Origin of the sequence: Paenibacillus sp. MMO-177 (genome assembly GCF_037147795.1) — a bacterium.
Taxonomy (GTDB): Bacteria; Bacillota; Bacilli; order Paenibacillales; family Paenibacillaceae; genus Pristimantibacillus.
Window position 1 is genome coordinate 423,691 of record NZ_JBBCUR010000001.1, and the last position, 24,748, is coordinate 448,438.

General features: G+C 50.8%; 18 protein-coding genes. 4 read left to right on the top strand and 14 right to left on the bottom strand.

Annotation, left to right across the window (positions count from 1 at the left end; genetic code table 11):
* The first annotated feature begins 109 nt into the window (after positions 1-109).
* Positions 110-928: a GGDEF domain-containing protein gene (locus WFK81_RS01805; RefSeq protein WP_336784748.1), complete on the top strand. Its 819-nt coding sequence runs from the start codon at positions 110-112 to the stop codon at positions 926-928.
* 53 nt (positions 929-981) lie between these two features.
* Here WFK81_RS01805 and WFK81_RS01810 read toward each other — a convergent pair whose 3' ends face one another.
* The 7 genes from WFK81_RS01810 to WFK81_RS01840 all read right to left on the bottom strand — a co-directional run bounded on the left by WFK81_RS01810 (position 982) and on the right by WFK81_RS01840 (position 12,507).
* The gene (locus tag WFK81_RS01810; RefSeq protein WP_336785463.1) at positions 982-1,710 is read right to left on the bottom strand and encodes a sulfite exporter TauE/SafE family protein; all 729 of its coding nucleotides are present in this window, start codon (positions 1,708-1,710) and stop codon (positions 982-984) included.
* 22 nt (positions 1,711-1,732) lie between these two features.
* The gene (locus WFK81_RS01815) at positions 1,733-5,188 is read right to left on the bottom strand and encodes a glycosyl hydrolase 53 family protein (protein WP_336784749.1); all 3,456 of its coding nucleotides are present in this window, start codon (positions 5,186-5,188) and stop codon (positions 1,733-1,735) included.
* 272 nt (positions 5,189-5,460) lie between these two features.
* Positions 5,461-7,044 carry a DUF3502 domain-containing protein gene (locus tag WFK81_RS01820; protein ID WP_336784750.1) on the bottom strand — a complete coding sequence of 528 codons (1,584 nt, stop codon included), beginning with the start codon at positions 7,042-7,044 and terminating at the stop codon, positions 5,461-5,463.
* 58 nt (positions 7,045-7,102) lie between these two features.
* On the bottom strand, positions 7,103-8,020 hold the full coding sequence (locus tag WFK81_RS01825) for a carbohydrate ABC transporter permease (protein WP_336784751.1): 918 nt from the start codon (positions 8,018-8,020) through the stop codon (positions 7,103-7,105).
* 27 nt (positions 8,021-8,047) lie between these two features.
* On the bottom strand, positions 8,048-8,968 hold the full coding sequence (locus WFK81_RS01830) for an ABC transporter permease (RefSeq protein WP_336784752.1): 921 nt from the start codon (positions 8,966-8,968) through the stop codon (positions 8,048-8,050).
* Positions 8,969-9,172: 204 nt separating this feature from the next.
* Positions 9,173-10,732, bottom strand: coding sequence for a response regulator (locus WFK81_RS01835; protein WP_336784753.1), 1,560 nt, complete (start codon positions 10,730-10,732; stop codon positions 9,173-9,175).
* Positions 10,729-12,507: a sensor histidine kinase gene (locus tag WFK81_RS01840; protein ID WP_336784754.1), complete on the bottom strand. Its 1,779-nt coding sequence runs from the start codon at positions 12,505-12,507 to the stop codon at positions 10,729-10,731. The genes WFK81_RS01835 and WFK81_RS01840 overlap by 4 nt, the downstream gene beginning before the upstream one ends.
* 165 nt (positions 12,508-12,672) lie before the next feature.
* On the opposite strand from WFK81_RS01840, the gene WFK81_RS01845 reads away from it, so the two are divergent.
* Positions 12,673-14,109: a SpoVR family protein gene (locus WFK81_RS01845; RefSeq protein ID WP_336784755.1), complete on the top strand. Its 1,437-nt coding sequence runs from the start codon at positions 12,673-12,675 to the stop codon at positions 14,107-14,109.
* Positions 14,110-14,177: 68 nt separating this feature from the next.
* On the opposite strand, the gene WFK81_RS01850 is transcribed toward WFK81_RS01845, so the two are convergent.
* Positions 14,178-14,957, bottom strand: coding sequence for a YheC/YheD family protein (locus WFK81_RS01850; protein WP_336784756.1), 780 nt, complete (start codon positions 14,955-14,957; stop codon positions 14,178-14,180).
* 138 nt (positions 14,958-15,095) lie between these two features.
* Here WFK81_RS01850 and WFK81_RS01855 point away from each other — a divergent pair, with 138 nt between their 5' ends.
* On the top strand, positions 15,096-15,845 hold the full coding sequence (locus WFK81_RS01855) for a hypothetical protein (protein WP_336784757.1): 750 nt from the start codon (positions 15,096-15,098) through the stop codon (positions 15,843-15,845).
* Positions 15,846-16,026: 181 nt separating this feature from the next.
* Here WFK81_RS01855 and WFK81_RS01860 read toward each other — a convergent pair whose 3' ends face one another.
* Positions 16,027-17,064 carry a C40 family peptidase gene (locus tag WFK81_RS01860; RefSeq protein WP_336784758.1) on the bottom strand — a complete coding sequence of 346 codons (1,038 nt, stop codon included), beginning with the start codon at positions 17,062-17,064 and terminating at the stop codon, positions 16,027-16,029.
* Positions 17,065-17,465: 401 nt separating this feature from the next.
* Here WFK81_RS01860 and WFK81_RS01865 point away from each other — a divergent pair, with 401 nt between their 5' ends.
* Positions 17,466-17,642: a hypothetical protein gene (locus tag WFK81_RS01865; protein WP_336784759.1), complete on the top strand. Its 177-nt coding sequence runs from the start codon at positions 17,466-17,468 to the stop codon at positions 17,640-17,642.
* Positions 17,643-17,722: 80 nt separating this feature from the next.
* On the opposite strand, the gene WFK81_RS01870 is transcribed toward WFK81_RS01865, so the two are convergent.
* From WFK81_RS01870 to WFK81_RS01890, 5 genes are all read right to left on the bottom strand, one after another.
* Positions 17,723-18,610 (bottom strand): transglutaminase family protein, encoded by an 888-nt coding sequence (locus WFK81_RS01870; RefSeq protein WP_336784760.1) that lies wholly within the window; start codon positions 18,608-18,610, stop codon positions 17,723-17,725.
* Positions 18,607-19,602 carry an alpha-E domain-containing protein gene (locus WFK81_RS01875; protein WP_336784761.1) on the bottom strand — a complete coding sequence of 332 codons (996 nt, stop codon included), beginning with the start codon at positions 19,600-19,602 and terminating at the stop codon, positions 18,607-18,609. Before WFK81_RS01875 ends, WFK81_RS01870 begins: the two co-directional genes overlap by 4 nt.
* A gap of 30 nt (positions 19,603-19,632) precedes the next feature.
* Positions 19,633-21,093: a circularly permuted type 2 ATP-grasp protein gene (locus WFK81_RS01880; protein WP_336784762.1), complete on the bottom strand. Its 1,461-nt coding sequence runs from the start codon at positions 21,091-21,093 to the stop codon at positions 19,633-19,635.
* A gap of 246 nt (positions 21,094-21,339) precedes the next feature.
* The gene (locus WFK81_RS01885; protein WP_336784763.1) at positions 21,340-22,341 is read right to left on the bottom strand and encodes a globin-coupled sensor protein; all 1,002 of its coding nucleotides are present in this window, start codon (positions 22,339-22,341) and stop codon (positions 21,340-21,342) included.
* 355 nt (positions 22,342-22,696) lie between these two features.
* On the bottom strand, positions 22,697-24,592 hold the full coding sequence (locus WFK81_RS01890; protein WP_336784764.1) for a PrkA family serine protein kinase: 1,896 nt from the start codon (positions 24,590-24,592) through the stop codon (positions 22,697-22,699).
* Positions 24,593-24,748 lie beyond the last annotated feature (156 nt).

Here is a 24,748-nt window from a genome sequence, read left to right on the forward strand (position 1 = left end):
CCCATTATTAAGAAGTTCAATATTGAGTCTGAAGCCGGTTTCGACTAAACTGGAATCAGAAGGTAATTTTCGATATGGTTCGCCATTCTTGCAGGAGATGAACTACATAATGCCCAGCAAAATTCGCTCATTCGACGATGCAGCCGGACATGTTCTACAACTTTTGACCCCCTTGTTTCATGTCGATACTCTCTTTATCACGGTCCGGGAAGGAACAAACCACCGGATCGCAAGTGCTTATAACCGCAAAGATACCCTCGTGCAAAGCGGAATGACTTTTCAATCCGACATCAGCGCAATTATTGGACAACGTTCCCACTATATCGTTCCGATATCAACAAGCGATTGCGTCGTTCATGGCGCTCTTTATCTGGTTGACCGCACTCCTTTGTCACCCAGCGAAGAGGAGCAGTCGATTCTGAATTCCATGGCCGCCTTGCTTGGATACACGATAGATTTGGAATTGGCTACAGTAACCGATAGTTTGACCGGCGTTTACAATCGAAGGTTTCTCGACGAGCTGTTTCAGCGGAATGCAGAGGTACCTCTAGGGGTTATGTTTATCGATCTGAATGATTTCAAGCAGATTAACGACCAATTCGGTCATGAGTTTGGCGACCTGCTGCTGGTTGAAATGGTAAACCGCTTGAAGCAGCAAATCCGGCACAGCGACCGGATCGTCAGGTACGGAGGCGATGAGTTTATTATCTGCTTCCAGAACTTAAGCGAGGATAACGGCGTTCGTACGGTATATGACAAGATCAACGCCGCTTTCCTGGATCCGTTTCTTGTTCAAGGCCAGCCCGTAAGAATTTCGGCTAGTATTGGAGTGAGCTCCAATCAAGGCCGGTACTCCAGTCTCAAACAGCTGATTACGGACGCAGACCTAGCCATGTATCACATGAAACAGTCAAGAAAAAAACCTTGAAGGCAGGAGCGCCGTACCTAGGCGCTACACCTTCAAGGTTTTTTGTTTTGGGGCTAACCGATGAGTCCGCCGAGCGCAGTCCATATCCCGGTAATGAGGATCAGCCAAAGCGCGATTGTTTTGAACAGCTTGTCATTCAGCCGTCCAACCGCCTTGATTCCGATAACAACCCCGATAATAAGCGCCGGAACCGCCCATCCTACCGTCTTCATAGCAGTCTCGTTAAGCAGTCCTTCGTACGCATACGTCCCAATCGTAATGATATTCAGGATTAAGGCATAAGCCGTAATGTTCGCGCGGAAAGTCATCTTGTCGAGGCCCTGGTTGGTCAAAAATAGCGCCACCGGAGGCCCGCTCATCGAGATGCTTCCGTTCAGAAAGCCGCTTACTGCACCTACGGGCACATAAGCCAGCCTGCCAAGCGGAAAGCTTTTGCCGCTCAGCATCAGGATGGATACGACGGCGACAAGCAGACCCGCCCCCAGCTTCAGCGCATTTGCCGGAACATACAGCAGCGCGTAGGTTCCAAGCGGCGCTGCCAGCAGGCTTGCGGCCAAAAGCGGCCAAATCTGCTTGATCCGGATATGCTTGCGGCTGCTGTACAGCACGGCAACGTTGGTGAAGAGACTTAACGCAACAACGACAGGGACGGCCTGCTGCATCGGTATCAGCTTCACCAGCAGCGGCATGGATATTAGAGCGAAGCCAAAGCTCGTTAATCCCTGCACAAAGCCAGCAAGCAGGACAATCATAAAAATAAATACCAGTTCATCTAGATGCATCACGTAATAAAAACTCCTGATTCTATTTAAGCAAGCGATAGACGACTTCAGCTGCCTCCGCGCGCGTCATCGAAGCTGCCGGGGCAAACCGGTCGCCGCTCCGTCCTTTTAACAGCCCATGCTCATAAGCCCATTGTACAGAAGGCATCGCCCAATCCGCAATCGACGATTTGTCCAGGAACGGAAGCTCTTTGCCGGCAATAGAGGATGCAGAAGCTGCTTTATGGGCAATTTCATAGGCTTTGGCCAGCATAACGGCCATTTCCTGGCGGGTAATCGAGCCGTTTGGCACAAACTGCTCCGCCGAACGGCCTTTCACAAGACCCGCTTCATAGGCCGCGGACACAGCTTCGGCATACCAAGCGTCTGCCGGCACATCGCTGAAGCGCGAGGCTTGAACGCCTGTTCCGGCAAGCTTTAATGCGCGAACAAGGATGGCAGTGAACTCGGCACGGCTGATCGCGCGCTCCGGTTCAAAGCTTGCGGCAGTTGTTCCATTAATAATCTGCTTCGCCGAAAGGGATTCGATTGCTAGTGCCGCCCAATGCGCGACAGGCACATCCGTATAGGATTTTTTTACTTCAAGCAAAGCGTAGCTGCTGAAATGCGCAACATCTGCCTGCCATACGCCATTTGCGAATTGCCCTCCAACATAATGGATAGATCCGTCCTCAGCGATATAATAGATACCCGTCAATTCCGCGTTTCCGCTTTGCGATGCCTTCATGCGAAGAGTCAGCGGACTGCCGAACTTGGACAGCTTCTCGGCATTGCCGGCTGCATCCGTTACCGACAACCCGAAGTTATAAACGGTGCCAAGCGCTCGGACATCCGCGCCGGTGCTGCCAAGCATTTTATCCGCAGCCTCCCCTGTAACGGGTACGAAGCTCACAGTAATCCTGCTGCCCGCTTCCGTCTTCAGCTTGCCAAGCAGCTCGGTCAAGACCGCGGAAGGAATAGTCAGGGACATGTCCCCCGCAGACAAGGTCACCGGCCCTTTCTTCAATTGATCATACAAACCGGAAGGCAAAACAGCCTGCGTTGTTCCCGTCGGCAAAGCTACCGTGTAACCGCCCTTGCCGTCAGCAGCCAATTGGGAAGAAGTAATGGCAGCAATGCCGTTATGGTTATCGCTTGATCCCCCGCTATTGCCGTTGCCTGATCCGTCGCTGCCGTTTTGATCGCCGCCGGAAGGAAGATCTCCTACTCTCACCAGCGCAATATCGTCCATATAGCCCCATGCTCCCGCCGGAGCATCCACATCAAATCCAATCGAGGCTTTGCCGTCCCGTACTTCGATAGTGCCAACCTTGTAAGAATGCCAGTCATTCCACCCGGTATTTACAACCTCAGTGCTGAACGTCTTCCCGCCGGATTTGGCGAACAAGCTTATCTTCTGCTCGACATATACGCCGCCGGACGCCGATGCGCGAAGCTCGTAAATGCCGCTCTCAAGATTCTCGAATGACTGCGTAACCGTATACTTAAATGCCGTTCCTAACCAATAGTTCAACGCATATTCGCCGGATTTGGCATTAGCCGCGTTATGCTCAACCTTTACCGCTCCGCTCTCCCCCGTAACCGTCCATGGCGCAAGAGCGCCGCTTTCGAAGCCAGGGTTTTGCACAACGTTAACCTCTGCCGCCTCGACCTTTACCAGCTCAAGCTTGTCGAAATACCCCCATGCTCCTGCCGGCCCGTTTACGTGAATACCGACCTTTACTTGGCCGTCCGTAACTTGAATGTCCTCAATCTTATATTGCTTCCAGACGTTGTATCCGGCATTCGTTACCGGAGTACTATGAGTCTGGCCGCTGGTCTCAGCCGTCAGAGAGATCGTCTGATCCGCATATTCCCCGCCGGAAGCATATCCGCGAAGCTCATACGTTCCGTTCGCAAGACCCGTTACCGTCTGCGATACCTGATAAGCAAAAGCCGAGCCCGACCAGTAATTCAATGCATATTCGCCGGCTTTTGCATTACCCGCATTATGCTCGATTTTTACGGCACCCGTATCGCCGGAAACCGTCCAATCCGACAACGTACCGCTCTCAAAGCTGCCGTTTTTCAGCAGATTCGGACTTCCCGTCACCGTTACTTCTACCGAGGTACGAAGATTTGTGCCCGCCACATTCCCTTGAACCGTAAACGTTCCCGGCGTACTCAACAGCTCCGGATTATAACTCTCCCATTCAACAGGTTTGGCTGCAATGGTCCCTTCGTTATAAAGAACCTTTGTATCTGCCGGCAGCGACAAGACGTCTCCCGTTGCAATCGTAACCGGTGTCGCCGGGTAAACGAGAATCGGATCTACGCCTGCGATGCTGCCCGGTACATATTGGAACGCGTTAAGCGAGTCAAGCGCGTTGCCGTCATAATCAAACATCGCCTGATTTTCCCACGCATTGCCTTCGCCTTTCTTCCAGCCTACACCCGGCAGCCAAGCCGGCTCCCAGTAAAATACGCCAAGGCCAAGTCCGCCTTGCACATGGGCAACGGTATTCAGCACCGTCTCGGTGACAAGCTTCTGATTCGCGACGGTTGCTTCAAAGCCAACCAGCTTTGTCTCGTTCTCGCCAACCGTATTGGGATGGTCATCGCCATTCTCAAGCGTATTGGCATACGACGTCTCGGCTACGACAATCGGCTTGCCGTATCTTGTGGCGATATCGTCCATATTGGATTTCAGCTGCTGGAACGTGCCGTGCCAGAACGGATAATAGGACATGCCGATAACATCGTAGTCTACATTTCGCGCTTTCATTGCATCAAAAAAGCTGCGGAATTTGCCGTTGTTGCCGCCTTCCGCCAAATGCAGCATGATTTGCGTCGTTTGACCGTTTGGCGTGGTGTCTCGCACCGCTTTAACGCCTTCGCTGATCAGCCCGGCAAGATTATCCATGTTGCTTGTCGACCCGTCGGGCAGCAGCATGCCGCTGTTAATTTCGTTGCCGATCTGCACCATATCCGGATAAGCATTCGCATCAGCCAGATCGCTCATGACATCTTCCGTATAGCTATAAACGGCGGTCTTCAAATCCGCAAAGCTTAGATCCTTCCACGCTGCCGGCTTCACCTGCTGTCCGGGATCCGCCCAGAAGTCGGAATAATGGAAATCAAGAAGCAGCTTCATTCCTGCCGCCTTCACCCGCTCCGCCATCGCAATCACATGTGCCTTGTCATTGTAGCCATCCGCTTGCACCGGATCATTCCAGAGGCGAAGACGGACATAATTGACGCCGTGATTTTTCATGATGGTCAGCAGATCCTGCTGGATTCCTCCATCATAAAACTTCACATTCTTATCCTCGAGCGCCTGCAGCGTCGAAATATCCACGCCTTTAATAAACGTATCGGGATCGGACAAATTGCTTTCCGCCGCCTCGGCTTTCTTCATTGGCCCAACGGCCAGAAGCGATGTAAGCGCTAACGTAAATGTGAAAAATAAAAGAATGCTTCTTCTAGCTATCTTTTTCATCTTTTTTCCTCCCTTTTTGGGTTTTAAAAAGGAGGAGACTTTTGTCTCCTCCAAAGCTGAGAAAATGGTTCACTAGAGAATAGTTGGCGAAAGGAAAAGGGGTGTCCCCTGAGGAGCGTTAGCGTCCGCCTTTGTCTGCGGGAAATCTCCATTGGAGATTAAATTCAAATTTCCTGCAGACAACAGTGGCCGAAGGGGATACCCCGTTCCTGCACGCCCCAGCAATCTCTAACAAATCCTTTTCCCCAAGGCGGAGAGACAATCGTCTCCCCTTATTGAGCCGCTAAAAACGCGTCGATCTGGCTTTGCAGCTCTTTCTGCACCTTCTCGATACCAGCTGCTTTCAGCTGCGCGATCAGATCCGCTTGGCCTTTATCGATGTCCTTGATCAGGCCATACTCGAGAGGAATGGCATAACGAAGCATGACGTTGCCTACGTTAGCCACTTCATTTTTCACGTTTGCATCGTTGAATACAAAGGTCTCAAGCTTGAAGTGGTAAACCTTCTTGTCCCATTCCGCGGCAATCGCGTCTGCTTCAGCAGGGTACGATGCGTCTTTGCGGTTCAGCGGGGAGTTCGAACCCCAGTTGGAGAAGCCGGTGTAGTTCGGCGTGCCAGGCAATGCGTTAAACTTGTCATCGCCTACAGGCTCGTAGTTTGTGCCCGCAATGCCGTACATGAACAGGTCATGGATTTCTTTATCGTTTTGCAGCAGGTCAAGCACCATCAGCGAACGTTCCGCTTTCTTCGAACCGGCATGGATCGCAAAGCCGTTTTGCGTCGAGATTGCGGCGATTTTCTTTTTGTCAGGCGTCAGATCCGCGATTGCCAGCTCAACATTCGGCTGCTCGCGTTTCAGCTCCGCCAGGTTCATTGCAAGCGTACCGAGGTTATGGGAGTAAGAAGCCGTTTTGCCTGCTTTCATATCCTGCCATACGTCGTTTTTGTTGGACACGATATTTTTGGACCATGCGCCGTTGTCGGCCAGATCTTTATAATAAGCAAGAAGGGATTTGAATTCCGGCGTGTCGTAAATATTGAATACTTTGCCTGTTGGGTCGTCCAGCTTGTAAGCCAGCGGCATGCTGTAGTCGACCAGATTGAACTCATTCGCCTGCTCGAGCAGGACTTGATCAAGCTCATGCCATTTCCAGCCGTCGGCGCCTTTTGCGTTAAAGGCATTGATGCCTTTCTCGTTAGCCGCAATCGCCTTCAGGTAAGCGGCATAAGTCTCAGGGCTGTTAACCGGCTCCAGGTTATATTTCTTGCGCAGATCCTCGCGAATCAATACCGCTTTGTCCGTTACTTCCGGGTTGTTGTTCGGCACCATGTACTGCTTGCCGTTCACCTTCGACTGCTCCCAAGCAACCGCAGGCATAGCTTTCATCGTTTGCGGCATAAACTTGCTGAGCATATCGTCGGTCAGCTCCATGAAGCCGCCTTTAAGCGCTTGGTCGTTATAGAAAGCCCAGTTCGCTGTGTAGGCAATATCGAAATCTTCGTTTGCGGCGAACTTCAGCGGATATTTCTGCGTCCAGTCCGCCCAGTCGAGGAACTCGGCATCAACGGTAGCGTTAACTTTTTCTTTCAGCTTCTTGTTCAGCTCGCCGAAGACCGCGTCATAATCAACCGGTTTGCCGCCAACAAGCAGCATTTTGATCTTTAGCTCTTCTGATGTGTCAACCGCGCCGCCGTTAGCCGATGCCGTTGGCGATTGCGATTCTGCAGCAGGCGATTGCGTCGCTTCCGCGTTCTTTCCGTTGTTATTACCATTGTTGCTGCCGCATGCTCCAAGAACCGTAGCAGATAAGGCAACCGTTGCTGCCAGCATCATGACCGTTTTTTTGTTTCGCATGTGTATCCCCCTAAATAATGGTAGTCATATATGATAACCAGGTCGCCCTGAGGTCATCCTAACCTTTTACTGCGCCAAGCGTAAGGCCTTGCACGAAATACCGTTGAATAAACGGATAAGCGAGCAGGATAGGCCCGGTTGCGACAATCGTCATGGCCATCTTCAAACTCTCCGTCGGGACGTTGGTCGTAACGACCGCTCCCGATGCAACCATTGCTTTACGCATGCCGTCCATATTGCCAAGCATTTTGTACAGATAATATTGAAGCGGCATAAGCTTCTCGTCGCTCACAAACAGCAGCGCATTGTACCAGTCATTCCAATAGGCCAAAGCGATGAACAAACCGATGGTGGCAAGTACAGGCTTGGACAGGGGAAGGATCAGCTGGACGAAAATGCGGAAGTCCCCTGCGCCGTCGATCTTGGCCGATTCGGTAATCGCCTCCGGAATGCTGCTCATAAACGTCTTCATCACGATAATATAGAACACGTTCAGCAGCATCGGGAGAATAAGGACGATCAACTTGTCTTTCAAATCCAGATACGTAACGATCAGCATATACCATGGCACAAGACCTCCGCTGAACAATGTCGTAAAGAAGAAGAAGAAAGCAAACTGGTTGCGCCATCTGAAATCTTTCCGCTGCAGAACGTAAGCCGTCATCGCCGTTATGAACAAGCCGAGCAACGTTCCGATTGCCGTCACCGTAATGGTGACCCCATACGCCCGGAGCATTTGCTCCGGATATTTAAACAGAATGCTGTAAGCATCGGTGGACCACACTGCCGGTATAAGCTGATAACCTTTCTCCACGATGGAGCTTTCTTCCGAAAAGGAAGAGCTGACTACTAGTAGGAACGGTACAAAGCAGATGACGGCCAAGAGCGATATGAAAATATAACCGATAACTCGCAAGAGCATAATGTCCGCTTGACGTTTAACCCCGCTTTTCCCCGTTTGGGCAATTGCACTCATCTATAATCCTCCTTCGTAAGCATGTGCTTAGAACAATGCATGATCTTTGTCGTATTTGCGTACCGCATAGTTAGCCAGCAAGATCGTTGCAAAGCCAAGCACGGATTGATAGAAGCCTGCGGCAGCCGATAAGCCGATTTCGTTCGAGGTCGTCAGCGACCGGAATACGAAGGTATCAATAACATCGGTTGAGGAGAACAAGAGTCCGTTGTTGCCAACCATGTTGTAGAACATGCCGAAGTCTCCCCTGAAAATATTGCCGACTGCAAGCAGCACCAGAATAATGACGGTTGGGAACAGATTCGGCAGTGTAATGCGCCAGATCCGTTGGAACACGTTTGCTCCGTCAATCTCAGCCGCTTCGTACATCTCGTTGTCGATTCCCGTAATGGCCGCCAGATACATGACCGAGCCGTAGCCAATCGTTTTCCAAGCGGATACGAGCACGAGAATGACCGGCCAATATGAAGGCGTGTTGTAAATATCAACCGGCTGCATGCCTACTGCCTTCAGCAGCACATTCAGCGTACCCACGTCGTAGTTGAACAGGTTGTAGGCAATCGCGCCTACGACAACCCACGAGATAAAATATGGCAGGAACAGCATCGTCTGCGTGAGCTTGCGGAACCATTTGCCCACCGCTTCAAACAGGAATATCGCCGCCGCAATCTGCAGCACGTTGTTGACGATGATAAAGGCGATGTTATAAAGCGCCGTATTTCTCGTTACCATCCAGGCATTGCCCGATTCGAAGAAAAAGCGGAAATTGCTGATTCCGTTCCACGGACTTCCGAATATGCCGCCCGTGTTGTTGTATTGTTTGAATGCAAGCACAATGCCGGCCATCGGGATATAAGCGAACAGTATAAAAAAGAATACCGCCGGCGCCAGCATGAGCAGCAGCGTCTTGTTCTGAAGGGCGTAACCCCAAAATCCGCGTCGCTTCATTCGTTTTTCTCCTCCTGTATAATCTCTCTGTCTTATAAGTTAATTATATAAACCGAGACAGCCCTCCAAAATTAAGCCAAACTACAAAAAGTAATACTTAATCTACGATTTCGGCCAGAAAGTTTAGTTTATACGGATTGAAAAAAACAAAAGCCCGCAGGCTTGGAAAAACAGCCGCAGGCTTATGAATGAAGGACAAACGGACTAGATTTTATGCTTCTTCCGGTACTCGCCCGGCGTCATGCCGGTAAACTGCTTGAACTGCCGGTTGAAATAAATGATGTTCTTGTAGCCTACCCGCTCCGCTATTTCGTACACCTTCAGGCAGGGATCCGCAAGCAGCTCCCGAACCCGGTCCATTCGCCGTTCATTCAGCCAGTCGCTGAATAAGGTCCCCGTCTCTTCCTTGAACAAGGTGCTCAAATAATTAGGCGTAAAATCAAAATGCGCCGCTACTTCCTTCAGCGTAATTTTCTGCTCCAGCCTCTCGTCCACAAACGCCATAATGTTGTCGAACAGCTTGCGCTTCTGCTTCTGGCGCTTCACGTACAGCAGCTCGGACAGCTCAAAAAATCTTCTGCGCAGCCAGGACAGGATATCGTCTATCGTCTCGAACTGGAACAGAACGGCTGCCTTCTGCGCATCCCACTTCAGCAGCTCGTACAAATTCTCGTTTTGCTGCAGCAGATCGGCATGCAGCTTCGACGTAACCCGGATAATCAAGTCGTACGCATACTGCTTCTGGGATACGCTTTCGTTCTTGCCGAACAACTTCAGCAGCTGGTCATCTATGGCTACAAGGTCATAATCGAGAATCGCGGTTAGCATCCGCTCAACGTTCTCTTCGACATTCGGCTCCAGCTTGTCCTCACGCGGGGTGCCGGAAGCATCCTTGATGAGCCGGTTTTTGCCAAGCAGCCATTTCGCGCTAAGGGCCGCCTGAGCCTGCCGGAACGATTCGCGCAGCTCCTCCGTATCCCGTGCGGAGCTGCCGGCTCCTGCCGTGATCGTAACCGGGAAATGCCGGCTGACCTCGCCAACGAGCTCCTCCAGCATCGCGTTAAACCGGTCATCGGAAATGGGCGAGAGAATAACAATCCGCTGATCATGGCTGACCAGCACCGTACCTCCGTTATGATCGCCGACGAACTGCTCGATAAAGGCGGAGATGCTGCGGGTCTGGCTGCGCCGCTCCTGCTCGGGAATTTTCCACTCTACGTCATCGATCTCGATAACCGCTGCTGCAGCCCCGTATTGGAGGAGCGAGCCCAGGAACGGAGCGATATGCTCGCGTTCATGCTCTTCGGCCGCATCGGCCAGCCATTTGAGCATCAGCTCCCTATTCACCAGCGACAAGGCCTCCGTTACGATCGAATGCCGCTTCCGCTCGCTCTCGACCTGCTTATAGACCGTCTCCAGCATGTCATGCAGCTCCTGGTCTTTGACTGGCTTGAGCAGGTAACCCGAAGCGTTCATCTGAATCGCTTCCTTCGCGTATTGAAAGTCTTCATGGCCGCTTATAAAAACAACCTGCACATGAGGATTTCGTTCTTTCGCCTTCCGCGCGAACTCCGTCCCCGACATAATAGGCATCCGGATATCGGACAGAATAACATCGATCCGCTCATCCTCCATCAGCTTCAGGGCTTCAAAGCCGCTGCTTGCGGTACCTACCACCTGCAAGGGCAAGGGGCTGCCCGTTACCCTGCGCCGCATCCATTCCAGATCTATCGCTTCGTCATCTACTAGTAACACTGTAATCATGCCAGCTGTCTCCTTTGCTCGTCCTCAATCCCGGTATCCTGACGATCGATTGGCAGCAGAATGCGTACGGTTGTCCCGCCGCCAAACACGCTGCCGATCCCAATGCCGTACTCGTCGCCGTACCGCAGCTTGATCCGGTCATCCACGTTACGGATGCCGTATCCGCCCGACTGTCCCGGCTGCGCCATTACGGCTTTCAAAACATCCGGCTTCATTCCGATTCCGGTGTCAATGACCTTCAGCTCCACCTTATTTCCGACCGCTCTGCCGCTGATCCGAATGGCGATATGGCTGCCAAACCAGGCGTGTTTAAAGATATTCTCTACAAAAGGCTGCAATATCAGCTTAATGACCCTGCAATCTTCAAGTCCCCGTTCCATATCGATATGGACATCAAACTTTCCTGCATACTTAATACGCTGGATGTCCAGATAAGCTTCCACCTGCTCCAGCTCCTTCGCCAGCGGGATAAATACCTGGCCATCGTTCAGCGTAAGCCGGTAAAACTTGGCTAGCCCTTCAACCATTCCCGTTACCTTCTCCGCCTCCGACAAGTTGGCAAGGCTGCCTATCGTCGACAAGGTGTTGTACAGGAAATGCGGATTAATCTGCGCCTGCAGCGCTTCGAGCTCCGCCTGCTTTTTCTGAATGCCTTCCACGTATACCTTCTTGATCAGGTCTTGAATGTTCTCCGCCATATCGTTAAACGCGCCGGCAATATGAACAAATTCGTCATTGCCGCTGAAGCGCAGACGTTTCTGGAAGCTCCCCCCCTGGAAGGAACGGAGGAAAGTGACGATCCGTCTCATTTTTCGCCCGGACAATCGGGCCACCAGGAATCCGATAAACGACATCACAAGGAAACTGATCAGGCACACGGAGAAAATAACGCCGCGAAGCTTGGCCGCGTCTTTGCTCAGGTACTTGTTCGGAACAAGCGTCTCGATCACGAAGCTGGTGCTCGGAATTTTATTTTGCATGACAAGATAAGTGCCGTTGTCCTCTTCCGGCATGGCGCCCGTAGAAGCTGCCCCGTCCGTATGCCCATTGTCTCCCCGTTGATAGAGGACCGTATCGCTGCTAGTGTCCACCAGACGAAGAATGAGCCCTTCCTCGGTTGGAAACGCTTTAAAATCCCCCAGCAAATCATCCAGCCTCGTCGTAATCCGAACGTAACCGATAATCGTCTTGTAATCGGTATAAGAGACCAGCTTCCGAAAGTGGGAGATATTGTTCAAGGCCCGGTCGGTGTCGACCTGCAGCCAAATATTATCCCGGTCCGAATCCTGAATGGCATTGAACCACGACTTATCCGTAATCTCGCTGTACGGCAAAATATAATAGTCGCTGTCCTTAATCTCCTCGTACATGCTGTCTCCTTCAACCTCGTTCAGATAGCCGTTTGTCGTATAGACAAGGAGCCGGATATGATTGCCGTACAAATGAAGCGGCGCCTGAATCTGGGGTACGATCTCATCCAGCATCGTCAGATACGTCTGGAGAGGATCGCCTTTCTTCTGCAGCGCCCGCTGGAAGGATAAGCTGCCGAACAACGTATCGGACATCCGCTGAATCTCGTCGAGCTGGTAGCTCAGGTTATTTTCCGTCTGCTCCATCGCCGTCTTGATGTTTGTCTCTGCCATTTCCGTACGAGATTGCACCAGCATCGTATACGAGAAATAGCCGATGACCGCGTCCGTAACCAAGACAAGCAGCAGGTAGGAAATCATCATTTTATACGTAAACGGCATGAAGGTTCTCATCCGCTTCTCCATATTGCTGCGCCCTCCCAAGTCCTATCGTTCATGAATAGGGAAATCATATACGAATTTGTCGAATAAATAAATAGGAGATTACTTGAACGCTCAGGGCATATCGGCCTGCGAAGCCTGCATACAAATGGTATGAACGGTATTTATCAAGTACGGGGGGATAGCGGAATGAATCAGGATGAGATCCGTGCACTGGAATACGCCATCGATGAAATTACGGAAATCGCAACAGGTTTTGGACTTGATTTTTACCCGATGCGGTATGAGATTTGTCCTGCGGACATCATTTATACCTTTGGCGCTTACGGGATGCCTACGCGCTTCAGCCATTGGAGCTTTGGCAAAACGTTCAACAAGATGAAGATGCAATACGACTTCGGTCTAAGCAAAATATACGAGCTTGTTATTAACTCGAATCCGTGTTATGCCTTCCTGCTCGAGGGCAACTCGCTGATTCAGAATAAGCTTATTGTCGCCCACGTTCTGGCCCACTGCGATTTCTTCAAGAACAATGCCCGCTTCAGCCAAACGAACCGCAACATGGTGGAGAGCATGTCCGCTACCGCCGACCGCATTCATCAATACGAGATGGATTACGGCACGGAAGCCGTCGAGAAGTTTATTGACGCCGTTCTGGCTATTCAGGAGCACGTTGACCCGACCATTATTAAGCCTTATCAGCTGGATAAGACCCGGTATATCGAGCTGCTGACGAAGGAAAAATCGCGTTCCACGAAGCAGACGGCAAAGTCGGAATACGAAGATTTGTGGTCACTTGAGGAGATCGCCGAGTCGGCTGGAGCAGCCACTCCGGCGTCCAATCAGTTCCCTCCTGAGCCGGAGAAGGATCTGGTCTGGTTCATCGAGGAATATTCGCCAAAGCTCGAGCCTTGGCAGCGCGACATCATGTCGATGCTGCGCGACGAGATGCTTTACTTCTGGCCGCAGATCGAGACGAAGATCATGAACGAAGGCTGGGCTTCGTATTGGCATCAGCGCATTATCCGCGAGTTGTCGCTTACAAGCGACGAGACCATCGAGTTCGCCAAGCTGAACTCCTCCGTTGTTGTCCCTTCCCGCCATAGCTTAAACCCGTATTATCTCGGACTAAAGATCTTTGAAGATATCGAGAAGCGCTGGGATAAACCGACGAAGGAAGAGCAGGAGCGGTTCGGACGCGTGCCGGGCAAAGGCCGGGAGAAAATTTTCGAGGTCCGGGAAGAAGATTCCGACATCTCCTTCCTGCGCAATTATTTAACGAAGAATCTGACCGATGAACTGGATCTCTATATTTTCGAAAAGAAAGGCCCGGAGTGGAAAATTACCGATAAATCCTGGGAAAACATCCGCGAGCAGCTTGTCTATTCCAAGGTAAACGGCGGCTTCCCGAGCATCGTTGTCACCGACGGCGACTTCAATCGGGTCGGCGAGCTCTTCCTGAAGCATAACTATGAGGGAACCGAGCTTGACCTGAAATATGTTGAGCGTACCCTTCCTTATGTCGTGCAGCTGTGGGGCAAAAACGTCCATCTAGAGACCATCGTCGAGGATAAAAAGATCGTGTTCAGCTGCGACGGGAAGAAGACCAGCCGGAAGTTTTTGTAGAATTATGAAGTAAAAAAAGCCGCATTCCCATGCCTTATCGTGAGGCACCGGACTGCGGCTTTTCCCTATTAAGCGTCCTTCCTCCCGTAACTCCTCGCGAACTCTTTCATCTTCTTGTACGCCTGCGGGTCGAGCTGTTTGATGGGATAAAACTGCGGATGATTCGAGTTGACTTCAATAACCCAGAGGCGCTGCTTCTTGTCATAGGCAAAATCGATGCCCAGCTCATGCATGCCTTTGCGTTTGCCGCTGAGATGCTTTGCGATTTTTAGTGATTTCGACTTTAGCTGCGAGATTCGCTTCGCCGTCCTCGTTGGCGAGAGACGTTGTTCCTTCCCAAGCCTCTCCATCGTATACAGCTTGCCGCCCTGATAATAATTCGTAACGATCTTCTTCGGAGCCCCAACCTTCACCGCACAGCTGTTCACGGTCCAGGAACCTCCCGGCTTGCGCTGTACCATCACCCGGATATCGTACGCCCTTCCGTTCACCCGGTCGAGCGCGATGCCCTTCTGGATAATCAGCTTTCTCTCCGACTTCCTGCTGATATGGTCATATACGGCTTTGACTGAATTCAAATGACGGCTTAGCTGCTGCTTCTTCACGATATGCATGACCGTATAACCGGAGCCTTTCGCTTTCGCAACTTTAAAAATCCCCATCCCCTGCGAGCCCGTATCCGGCTTTACATAGACCGCAGAATGCTCCGCCAGCATCGAAGCCATATGTTTATGGCTAAACGATACGGTATGGGGGACAAGCTTCTTCAGGCTTTTGTGAGACTGCAAATATCGGCATACCTTAAGCTTTCCGTAGATGCTTCGGCTTTTGTACTTTTTCACATACATGGAATTCACCCTCCAATCACAGTGTATGTTCCGCCGGTTAAAGCCACTTGTGCTAAAGTGGATAGGCCTCCATACAACTGCGGTTGCAACCATTTGGCTCGTTTGCCCGTTAATTCGTTATTAGGAGAGTGGTGTCTCATGCAAAAAAAGGCGGTTATCCTCTGCTCAAGCCTGCTGCTTATTCTAGGATTAGGCGCAATAACCTATTGGGCGCTGACAAGGGATAATTCCCAATCGATTAATGGAAATGCGGACATCGACTGGGTGGATTTCGTTAAGCTTAACGGTCATACCTATACCGGCCTTTATGACGGCGTGCTTGTTAATCGAGACGATGTAACGGATGCCGTAGCGGGCAAGGTGAAGTTTAAGGTAGGGGATGTTGTCTCCAATCCTGACTACCGGACCAAGGAAGGCGATGCGGCTTTTCTCGCTATCGGCACGCGGCTGTATGAGGTAAAGGGTTATAAACCCGATGAGATCATTGCTGCGGAAGACAAGAGCAGAATTGGCGGATACCGCATCTATGTGGAAAACTCTTATTATAATACGCTTAACCAGCCCAGCTTTAAGGACCTTCCTATTGACCGGGTCAGCAAAATCGAATTGTATAAAGGCAGCGAAACCGCTCCGTACCGGACGCTTGCGAATCGGGAGCAATCGGACTTTATTCATCTATTGCAATCCGGCGAATATAAGCCTGCTTATACGCCGAACAGCCAGAACGGAGATCCGGCTTATTATTCCATGGTCTTCTATACGGATGAGCCGATCGCCTATTCCTACATTATTGCGGATGACGGCGACCATGTTTACTTTTACCCGTGGGATCTCAGTATTGTCGATAACCGGATACGGACATTACTGTCGGACTCTAACGAATCCTGATAAAACTAAAAAAGGGCTGCTCCCTGCCATAATCGGCATCCGGGAACAACCCTTTTCATGTTGACCGGGAGCTCCAATCATTCCTCCATTCGTTGCTTCGCGCTTGTCCATGGAGCCCTTCCCAAAGCACCAGTTATAGCGCGAATCGACGCAAAAAGGAATGACCTTCCCGATTCAGCTTCTATTCCGTAATTGTCTTCGTGTACGTACTGTTTGTTGTGATATAAACGGTTTTACCGTTTACTTTAATTTGATACCAGTAGCTGTTGGCTTTCTTGATCAGCTCGGCTTTTTGGCCAAGCTCAAGTCTGCCGACCGTGGACGAGCTCGAGCTCGCAGACGCTTTCAGGCTAACCCAGCCCTTTACCGTTACCACGTAAGTAGTCTTCTCATTGGAAGGATTCGACGGTTTCGGATCCGGCGTTGGCGTCGGCGTTGGTGTCGGCGTTGTAGAATCGCCGCCAGTTGATGGGCCTGTCCAAGCCGGAACCGGCTTTTGCGGCGGAAGCACATACGACTCAGGAATGATAGGCGCTTTAACCGTTTTACCTGCCATACCAGTAAATCCTGCCGCAGGGACTACGCGGCGGGCTTCCTTGAAGTTCTCGCCCCACCAATATTCCCAGCCGTCAACCGTGCCAAGCGCTGTCGGGTTGCCGTCCGAACGCGTGCCGATTACAACCGGCTGACCATCGCGGTTGGTTCCCATGTAAATCGCAACATGCATAATATGATCGGTTTCCTGCCAGGTCAAAATATCGCCAAGCTTCAGGTTTTCAATGCCGGTCAGCTGCCACTTGCCGTTCACCTTCTGTTTGCCTACACCGGCAACCTTTGTGCCAACCGTGTTGTAATTCGCGGATGTTCCTGTAAGATTAAAGCCGAAGTCGCCAAATACGAAACGGACAAAGCCCGAGCAGTCCTCGTAGCCGTATTTGCCGTAAGCATCCGAACCGCTGCCGTAAACCATATATCCGTTTTCCATGTACCAGATCGCGCGTTCGACAATTTGGTAAGCGAGAGTGTTTGACTGACTACCGTATTTCGCACGGAAATCGGCCACATTATAGAGCTCGTCCTTCACATAGCTATCTGCGTTTATGTACTCCTTGTATTTCTTTACTGCGCTTGCCGTGGTCCAGGCCGTACTTGCGTTTGCAATGCCGGCTGTCCCTAGTAAAGACCCGATAATAGCGAGGCTTAGTAATTGCTTTTTCATGTTTTTGTCATCCCTCCCACCCCCTATTAAAATATATGCCAACTCTCACCGCAATGACCAAAAAGTACCACTATTGATAGACGGAGCCAGTCTTACAGCCCTTTAATTTTCTAGCTTTTACCATTGTTTTTTGTTTGTGAACAGGAATGAAAAACACCTTCAAACCTAGCCCTGGACTAGCTTTGGCCATGCCCGGGAATCCGCGTCATCAGGCTGTTTCCCTTCATTTTGCAGGATAAAAATTCCTCCAAACATCATTTCCTCTATTACCAATTATGAGAAAAAATTTAGGAAAACTCGCCCATGAAAGCTGGATACCCGCTTATAGCATTTTCTCTCTATCTTCACTATAATTTTTCTAGTACCTACTAACGCGCAATAAGACTTCCGAGGTGATACCGTTGTCCAAAGATAAGTTCATAGGCTACCGGGTTATGTTTAACGTAGGGCCAAGATTTATGGTTCATGTCTATATGAAAGAGGAATATTATGAGCAGTGGCGATATACGCGGGATAAACGGATCACGGATGTTGTCATCGAAGAGGTTGAGGTCGAGCTCGATTATTTTCTTGGTTAACCGCAAAAATAAAAGGCTGCTTCCTCGGTTCGCATGAACTGAACCTGTGAAAGCAGCCTTATTGCTTATCCGTCATTGCATTAATCCTCGATTTTGCGCACATCTACCGTTACCATCAGCTTCTGTTGTCCGCTTCCGCGGTACACCCCTTTTACCGGCACGATATCCTTATAGTCGCGTCCATGCCCCAGCTTGACATACCGCTCGCCAACCGGCGATTCATTCGTCGGATCAAAGCTGCACCAGCCAAGCTGCGGTACATAAGCCTCTACCCAGGCATGGGAGGCCTGCTCGAAATCCGCGCTGCCGCCTTGAAGATCCCCGACAAAATGATAGCCGCTTACGTAACGGGCGGGAATCTGACGAACCCGGCAGCAGGCAATCATGAGATGGGCAAAATCCTGGCAAACCCCGCGTTTGCGCTCGATCAGATCGCTGGCTTTGGTTGTAACCGTCGTAGCTTCCGGGTCATAAATAAATTCGGTTCTGATCTTGCTGGTTAAGGAAATGAGCCAGCTCAGCACGCTTATATCTTTGCCTTCCTTCGCGTTAACGGTATCCGCATAATGCTCCACGTCAGCCGTTACATCCGCATAATTCGTCGGCAGCAGAAACTCCGCGAACCTGTTGGCCGCTTCCTCCGTCTCCAGCCATGCCCACGCCTCTCTGGCAAGCTTGCCGTTCAGCAGAGCGGCCTGCTCCTCCGGACTAGGCGCATGTCTCGTTACGACCGTCATCTGCGTACGGATCGTCAAGCGCTTATGCGGCGGGTTCACCGAGAACGAATGCACCCGGTTGCCGAAGAAATCCTCATAGCTGAAGAGCGAGGCATTCGGCTCTATGAAGATAGCCTGCTGATAGCAGGATTGACGTTCATTGGTGCTTGGCGTCAGCCGGATCTCATTGACACTGTCCGTCGCCGACTCCTCGTAATCGTATTGCGTCACGTGGGATATATTTAGCTTCATGCGCTTGCCTCCCCCATGCGAAAAAAGGTTTTGGCAAAAGAATGCCCCAGCATCTGGCACGCCTCCAGCAAATGACCAACGATCGATCCGTTCCGGTCGACGATCATATCGTCATGCTCCAGGCAAGCCAAGTCCGCCTTCACCTTCGCTACCTGGCGGATGATTCGATCATGGGCGGTACGCAGTTGATTATCCGACAGCTCAATCTGCTTCATATGCTCGTCGAGAGCATGGAAGGAGAAGTGAACGGAGCGCGGAAACGATTGGTTCAAAATAACGAATTCCACGATGGACTCGACCGACATTCCATCGGCATAATAACGGCGGAATGACTGATGACCGCTCAGCGATTTCAGGACAGCCTGCAAGTACGGGTAAGCGCCGGCATTGTTCCAGCCATCGCCAACGGCCGCATTGCCAACCGCTTTGATAATCCGCAGCGTATTCTCCGACCGCTCGAGGAAACGCCCGCATTCGATGAAATGCCATTCGTTCTCGCGAGGCATAACCGATTGGCACAAACCCTGGAACAGAGCCGCCCATTCCTTAATCCGCCCATAGAACAGATGAGGCGATTCCTTCATCAGGTCTTCCGGCTGTTTCTCGCGCAGCCATAAGTAAAAGGAATTAATCGTGTCCCACAGCTCGCTTGGAACCTTCTCGCGCAGAGTACGCAGGTTGCCGCGGGCATGGCTCACGCAAGAGACCAGCGAGTTGGCGTTGTCCCGGTCAAGCGTAATGTAATGAAGCACGTCTTGTTCGGTATAATTGCCGTATTGCTGCTCGTAAGCGCTTCTGCTGCCCAAAGCGTCTACAATCCGGGTCCACTTGCATGGAACCCCTTTGCTCTCGCCGTCTTGACCGCAAGCTTCAACGCCTAATTCATCCTCTGCCTGCAGGTGATAATGGACATCAATTAATCTTGCATGGTTCTCCGCCCTTTCCATATAGCGGCCGATCCAAAACAACGCTTCAGCGTTTCGGTTAAGCACAGCGATACCTCCGTTTCTGGATTGAAGCTATTAACGATTTAACACCCATGTATCCTTCACTCCTCCGCCTTGCGAGGAGTTAACAACCAGCGAGCCTTCCCGCAAAGCAACTCGGGTAAGTCCGCCGGGAATAACATGTGCGGAATCTTCCCCCATTAGCGCAAATGCCCTCAGATCGATATGGCGAGGCGTCATTTGCCCGTCGACCATAACCGGCGCACGCGACAGCTTCATTGTGGTCTGCGCGATGTAACGGCTCGGATCTTTTTTGATCTCCTCGGCGAACTCCTTGATTTCCTTGGGGGTAGCCGTTGGGCCGATCAGCATGCCGTACCCGCCTGAAAGCGAAGTTTCCTTTACGACCAGCTGGTCCAAATGTTCCAGAACGTAGTCTCGCTCTGCCTTCCGGGATAACAAATACGTCGGTACATTGTGCAGGATCGGCTCTTCTCCGAGATAATAACGAATCATATCCGGAACATAAGCATACACTGCCTTATCGTCCGCAACCCCCGTACCCGGCGCATTCGCTATGGCGATATTGCCTGCCCGGTAAGCGTTCATCAGCCCGGGAACCCCCAGCAGCGAATCCGGCTGGAAAGCAAGCGGATCAAGAAAATCATCGTCTATCCGGCGGTAAATGACGTCCACCTGACGGAGGCCTCTCAGATCGCGCAAATAAATTTTGTGATCTTTATAGACCAGGTCGCGGCCTTCAACCAAATGAATGCCGAGCTGCTGCGCGAGGAAGGTATGCTCATAATACGCCGAATTGTAAGAGCCGGGAGTAAGAAGCGCAATCAACGGATCCTTCTTCCCGTTAGGCGCGAGAGAACGCAAAGAACGTAGGAAATAGTTCAGGCTGCGCTCAATGCTTTGAACGGAAGAGGACAAGTATAAATCATGGAACAGCTCGCTCATGATGGTACGGCCTTTGAACAAATACGAGTAACCGGAAGGCGATCGGAGATTATCCTCGAGGACAAAATAGCGGCCTTTCTCGTCTCTAATTAAATCTATGCCGGAGGACGTGATATACACGCCTCCCGGAACGTCTAACCCCATCATTTCCGGGCGAAAATATACGTTGGATACAATCATTCGTCTTGGGATAATCCCGTCGGACACAATGCGCTGGGCGTGGTAGATATCGTGGATGAACATATTAAGCGCTTTGGTCCGCTGACGGACGCCGCGGTCCACTGCTTCCCATTCATGCTTGGGGATAACGCGGGGGATGTAGTCAAAGGGAATGGTTCTTTCCAGAGGTTCGCTTTGGTTTGGACTGTACAGGGTAAAGGTGATTCCTTCCTCCATCATGCGTTGATTAAGAGCATGCTGCCTCATCGTCAATTCCTGCGGCTTCATTCTGGCGAACAGCCGATGGATATTGTCATAGTGGGGACGAACCGAAAAGTCTTTCTCGAACATTTCATCGTAAAATGATTGCGAATCGTAATAATGCGACTGCGACTGTTTGGCCGTCGACATGCCAACCGCCTCCTCCATGATGGTACAGCACCTTCCCTGATGCCTTCATTGATGACTACCAAAGTTGGCCCCAAGCCTTTGATGTTAATTTATCTAACTCGAATGTCTTGAAAGTTATTATGAAAGTAAATTTTTGTTAGATTAATCATACAAGAGTTGGGATTTCGTGTCAACTTATATAGCACGAAAGCAGGGCTTCTGCGCTGGCGAAGAAACCCTGCTTTATATCATATGCCTATTCTCTTGTTATGTATTCAATTGCCGCAAATCTTTTGTAACGGTATCCACGGTATGAACGAATACGGCAAGCTCCTGGGATCTTGCCGCCTGATTGCGGGCTTCGACCGAGGTTTTCTCCGATTCCATCTGAACCAAATGAATCTTCTTGTGAATCTCGTCCAGATTCGTCTGGATGGTTTCCAGCGCGGAACGCGAGTTTGCGGCAAGCTTGCGGACTTCGTTCGCCACAACCTCAAAGCCTCGTCCCATCTCGCCGGCGCGTGCCGCTTCAATAGCGGCATTCAGTCCCAAAAGATGCGTCTGGTCTGCAATCCCGCGGATCAACAGCCCCATCTCCGTGATACCCGCCAGCTCCTCCTGCAGATCTCCAAGCAAATCATGCGAGCGGTCTTGCGACTGGGAAGTGGACACGGCCGCCTCGGCAATCGATTTAGCGCCTTGGTCAAGCTCTGTCATCAGTCCGGCCAGCTGCTGCACCGACTCCGTAATCGTGGTGAGCATAACCGATCTTTGGTCAGCCAGCTCCTGAATCATAGCCTGTTCGGCACGGTTGTACGCTTCAAGCACCAGCTGCGAATCCAGGTTAAACATTTTGGACAAGGAGTGCAGCACGGAAGTCCATTTATCCGGAATCGCAAGCTGCAGCACAGTGGCCGCAATATCCAGATAGGTCATATAGCTTCCCAGATACCAGTCGGTCGTCAATCCGATCCGGGAATGGACAAGCCCGATCGTAATCCGATTCTCGATGTAATCCTGGTCAATGACACCGGAAGCCAGCGACAGCCAATAACCGCGTTGGGTCTGCTTAAGCCGTTCGATGGTGCTTACATTCGAGATAATATGCATCAGTTGCGGTTGTTGTTCAATGTTGTCATAGAAGCGGTTCACAACCTCTTCAACGACTTGCTCGAATATAGGTTTGCAATCCGCGAGCCGTTTCAAGTCCTCTTCCGTAATACGGGTATATTCCAACTGTTTGCGGCGTTCATCCGAGACTTTAATCATAGATCCGATCTCCCCCTAATAAGTCAAAAAGCCCTATAAAGATTATATCGGAAAATAAGGAACCGGCTTGTATGTATTCTTGTATTCTTCATGACAAGAGCATAGTTAAACAGCATACCACCCATTTGAATGTTCTTCCGATCGCATTGCTCGGGGATTCCTTCGGAACTATTCCAATAGGATTGGAATCCCCTCACAAAAGCGACCACTTAAAAACTTTCTGGAAGAAAGTTGCTTCGTAAGCTTAATCTTTCTCCGGAATCATTCAAAATGCTCCGTATGTATTTAACTATTTAAAAAACCAAAAGCGGCTGTGCGAGGGATTACCCCGCACAGCCGCTTTTTAGTTGAGAAATTAACGATTCAAGAGACTTCCCACATACCGCAGCAGCTCGTTTGCGCATACCGGGCAGTAGCCGTGTTCGTCAATCAACCGTTTGGTCACTTCGTTAATGCGCTTCAGTTGGCTTTCATCCGGCGTTTTGGTCGAAGTCGTAATTTTCACGATATCCTTCAGGTCGGCGAACAGCTTTTTCTCAACCGCCTCGCGCAGACGTTCATGGCTTGTGAAATCGAACTTCTTCCCTTTCCGCGAGTACGAAGAGATCCGGATCAGAATTTCTTCGCGGAACGCTTTTTTCGCATTCTCGGATACGCCGATCTGCTCTTCAATCGACCGCATCAGGCGCTCATCCGGATCCATCTCTTCGCCGGTAAGCGGATCTTTGATTTTGGTCCAGTTGCAGTAGGATTCAATGTTATCGAGATAATTCTCAAACAAGGTCCGGGCGGACTCTTCAAAGGAATAGACAAATGCCTTCTGAATTTCCTTCTTGGCCAGGTTATCGTACTCCTTGCGCGCTACCGAGATAAAGTTCAGGTATCTTTCCCGCTCCTCCTTCGTAATCGAAGGATGCTGGTCAAGGCCGTCCTTCAGCGCCCGCAGCACATCGAGAGCATTGATACATTGCATATCCTGTTTGATGAGTGCGCTGGAAATCCGGTTAATGACATAACGAGGGTCAATGCCGGACATCCCTTCCTCAATATATTCGTTCTGCATTTCCTTCAGATCGGCTTCCTTAAATCCTTCGACCTCTTCTCCGTCGTACATTCTCATCTTCTTCACAAGGTCCATGCCTTGCTTCTTCGTTTCCTTGAGGCGGGTAAGTATGGAGAAGATAGCTGCCGATTTCAGGGAATGAGGCGCGATATGAATATGCTTCATATCGCTTTGGCCGATCAGCTTCGTGTAAATCTTCTCTTCCTCGGATACTTTAAGGTTGTATGGAATCGGCATCACAATCATACGCGATTGAAGCGCCTCGTTTTTCTTATTGCTAATAAACGACTTGTACTCGGATTCGTTCGTATGGGCGATAATCAGCTCGTCGGCTGATATAAGCGCAAACCTGCCCGCCTTGAAATTCCCCTCCTGCGTCAGCGAGAGCAGGTTCCACAGAAACTTCTCGTCGCACTTCAGCATTTCCTGGAATTCCATCAGACCGCGGTTCGCTTTGTTCAATTCGCCGTCGAAGCGGTATGCGCGAGGATCGGATTCCGAGCCAAACTCCGTAATCGTCGAGAAGTCGATACTGCCTGTCAAGTCGGCAATATCCTGCGACTTCGGATCGGAAGGGCTGAATGTACCGATACCCACCCGGTTTTCCTCCGACACAAGCACGCGTTCAACAATGACATTCTCAATATCTCCATCGTATTCAACCCGAAGCCTCATTTGGCAAGAAGGGCACAAGTTGCCTTCAATACGGACACCAAGCTCCTTCTCGATCTCTGGACGAAGCTCATGCGGGATCAAGTGCAGCGGCTCTTCATGCATCGGGCAGCCTTTAATGGCGTAAGTAGCTCCCTTCTCCGTTCTGGAGAAACGCTCCAGCCCTTTCTTCAGCATCGTCACAATGGTTGATTTGCCGCCGCTGACCGGTCCCATTAGGAGCAGGATCCGTTTACGGACATCCAGCCTTCTGGCCGCCGAGTGGAAGTATTCCTCCACCAGCTTCTCTACGGCGCGGTCGAGACCGAATATTTCCTGTTCGAAGAACTTATAACGTTTCCTTCCGTTATCGTCCTCTACCCCAAAAGATTCAATCATCTCATAGACGCGCGCGTGCGCAGTCATGGCCGGGGTCGGGTCCTCTCTAAGCAGTTCGATATATTCTCTGAAAGATCCCGTCCACGCAAGCTTCTCACTCTCTGTCTGATACTCCGATATTCGCTTGAAAATGTCCATGCCGTGCCTCCTCCCATCGCTTCCGCAATCCGCTAGTTTTCATTCCGCCCGGGATTATCTCTACATCATTGATCGTGTGGACCAACTTTTTTACTGAAGTATTACAATCCTATGCTTAGTTATGTAGGAAATTGACCACTATTTTAGTCGGCAATC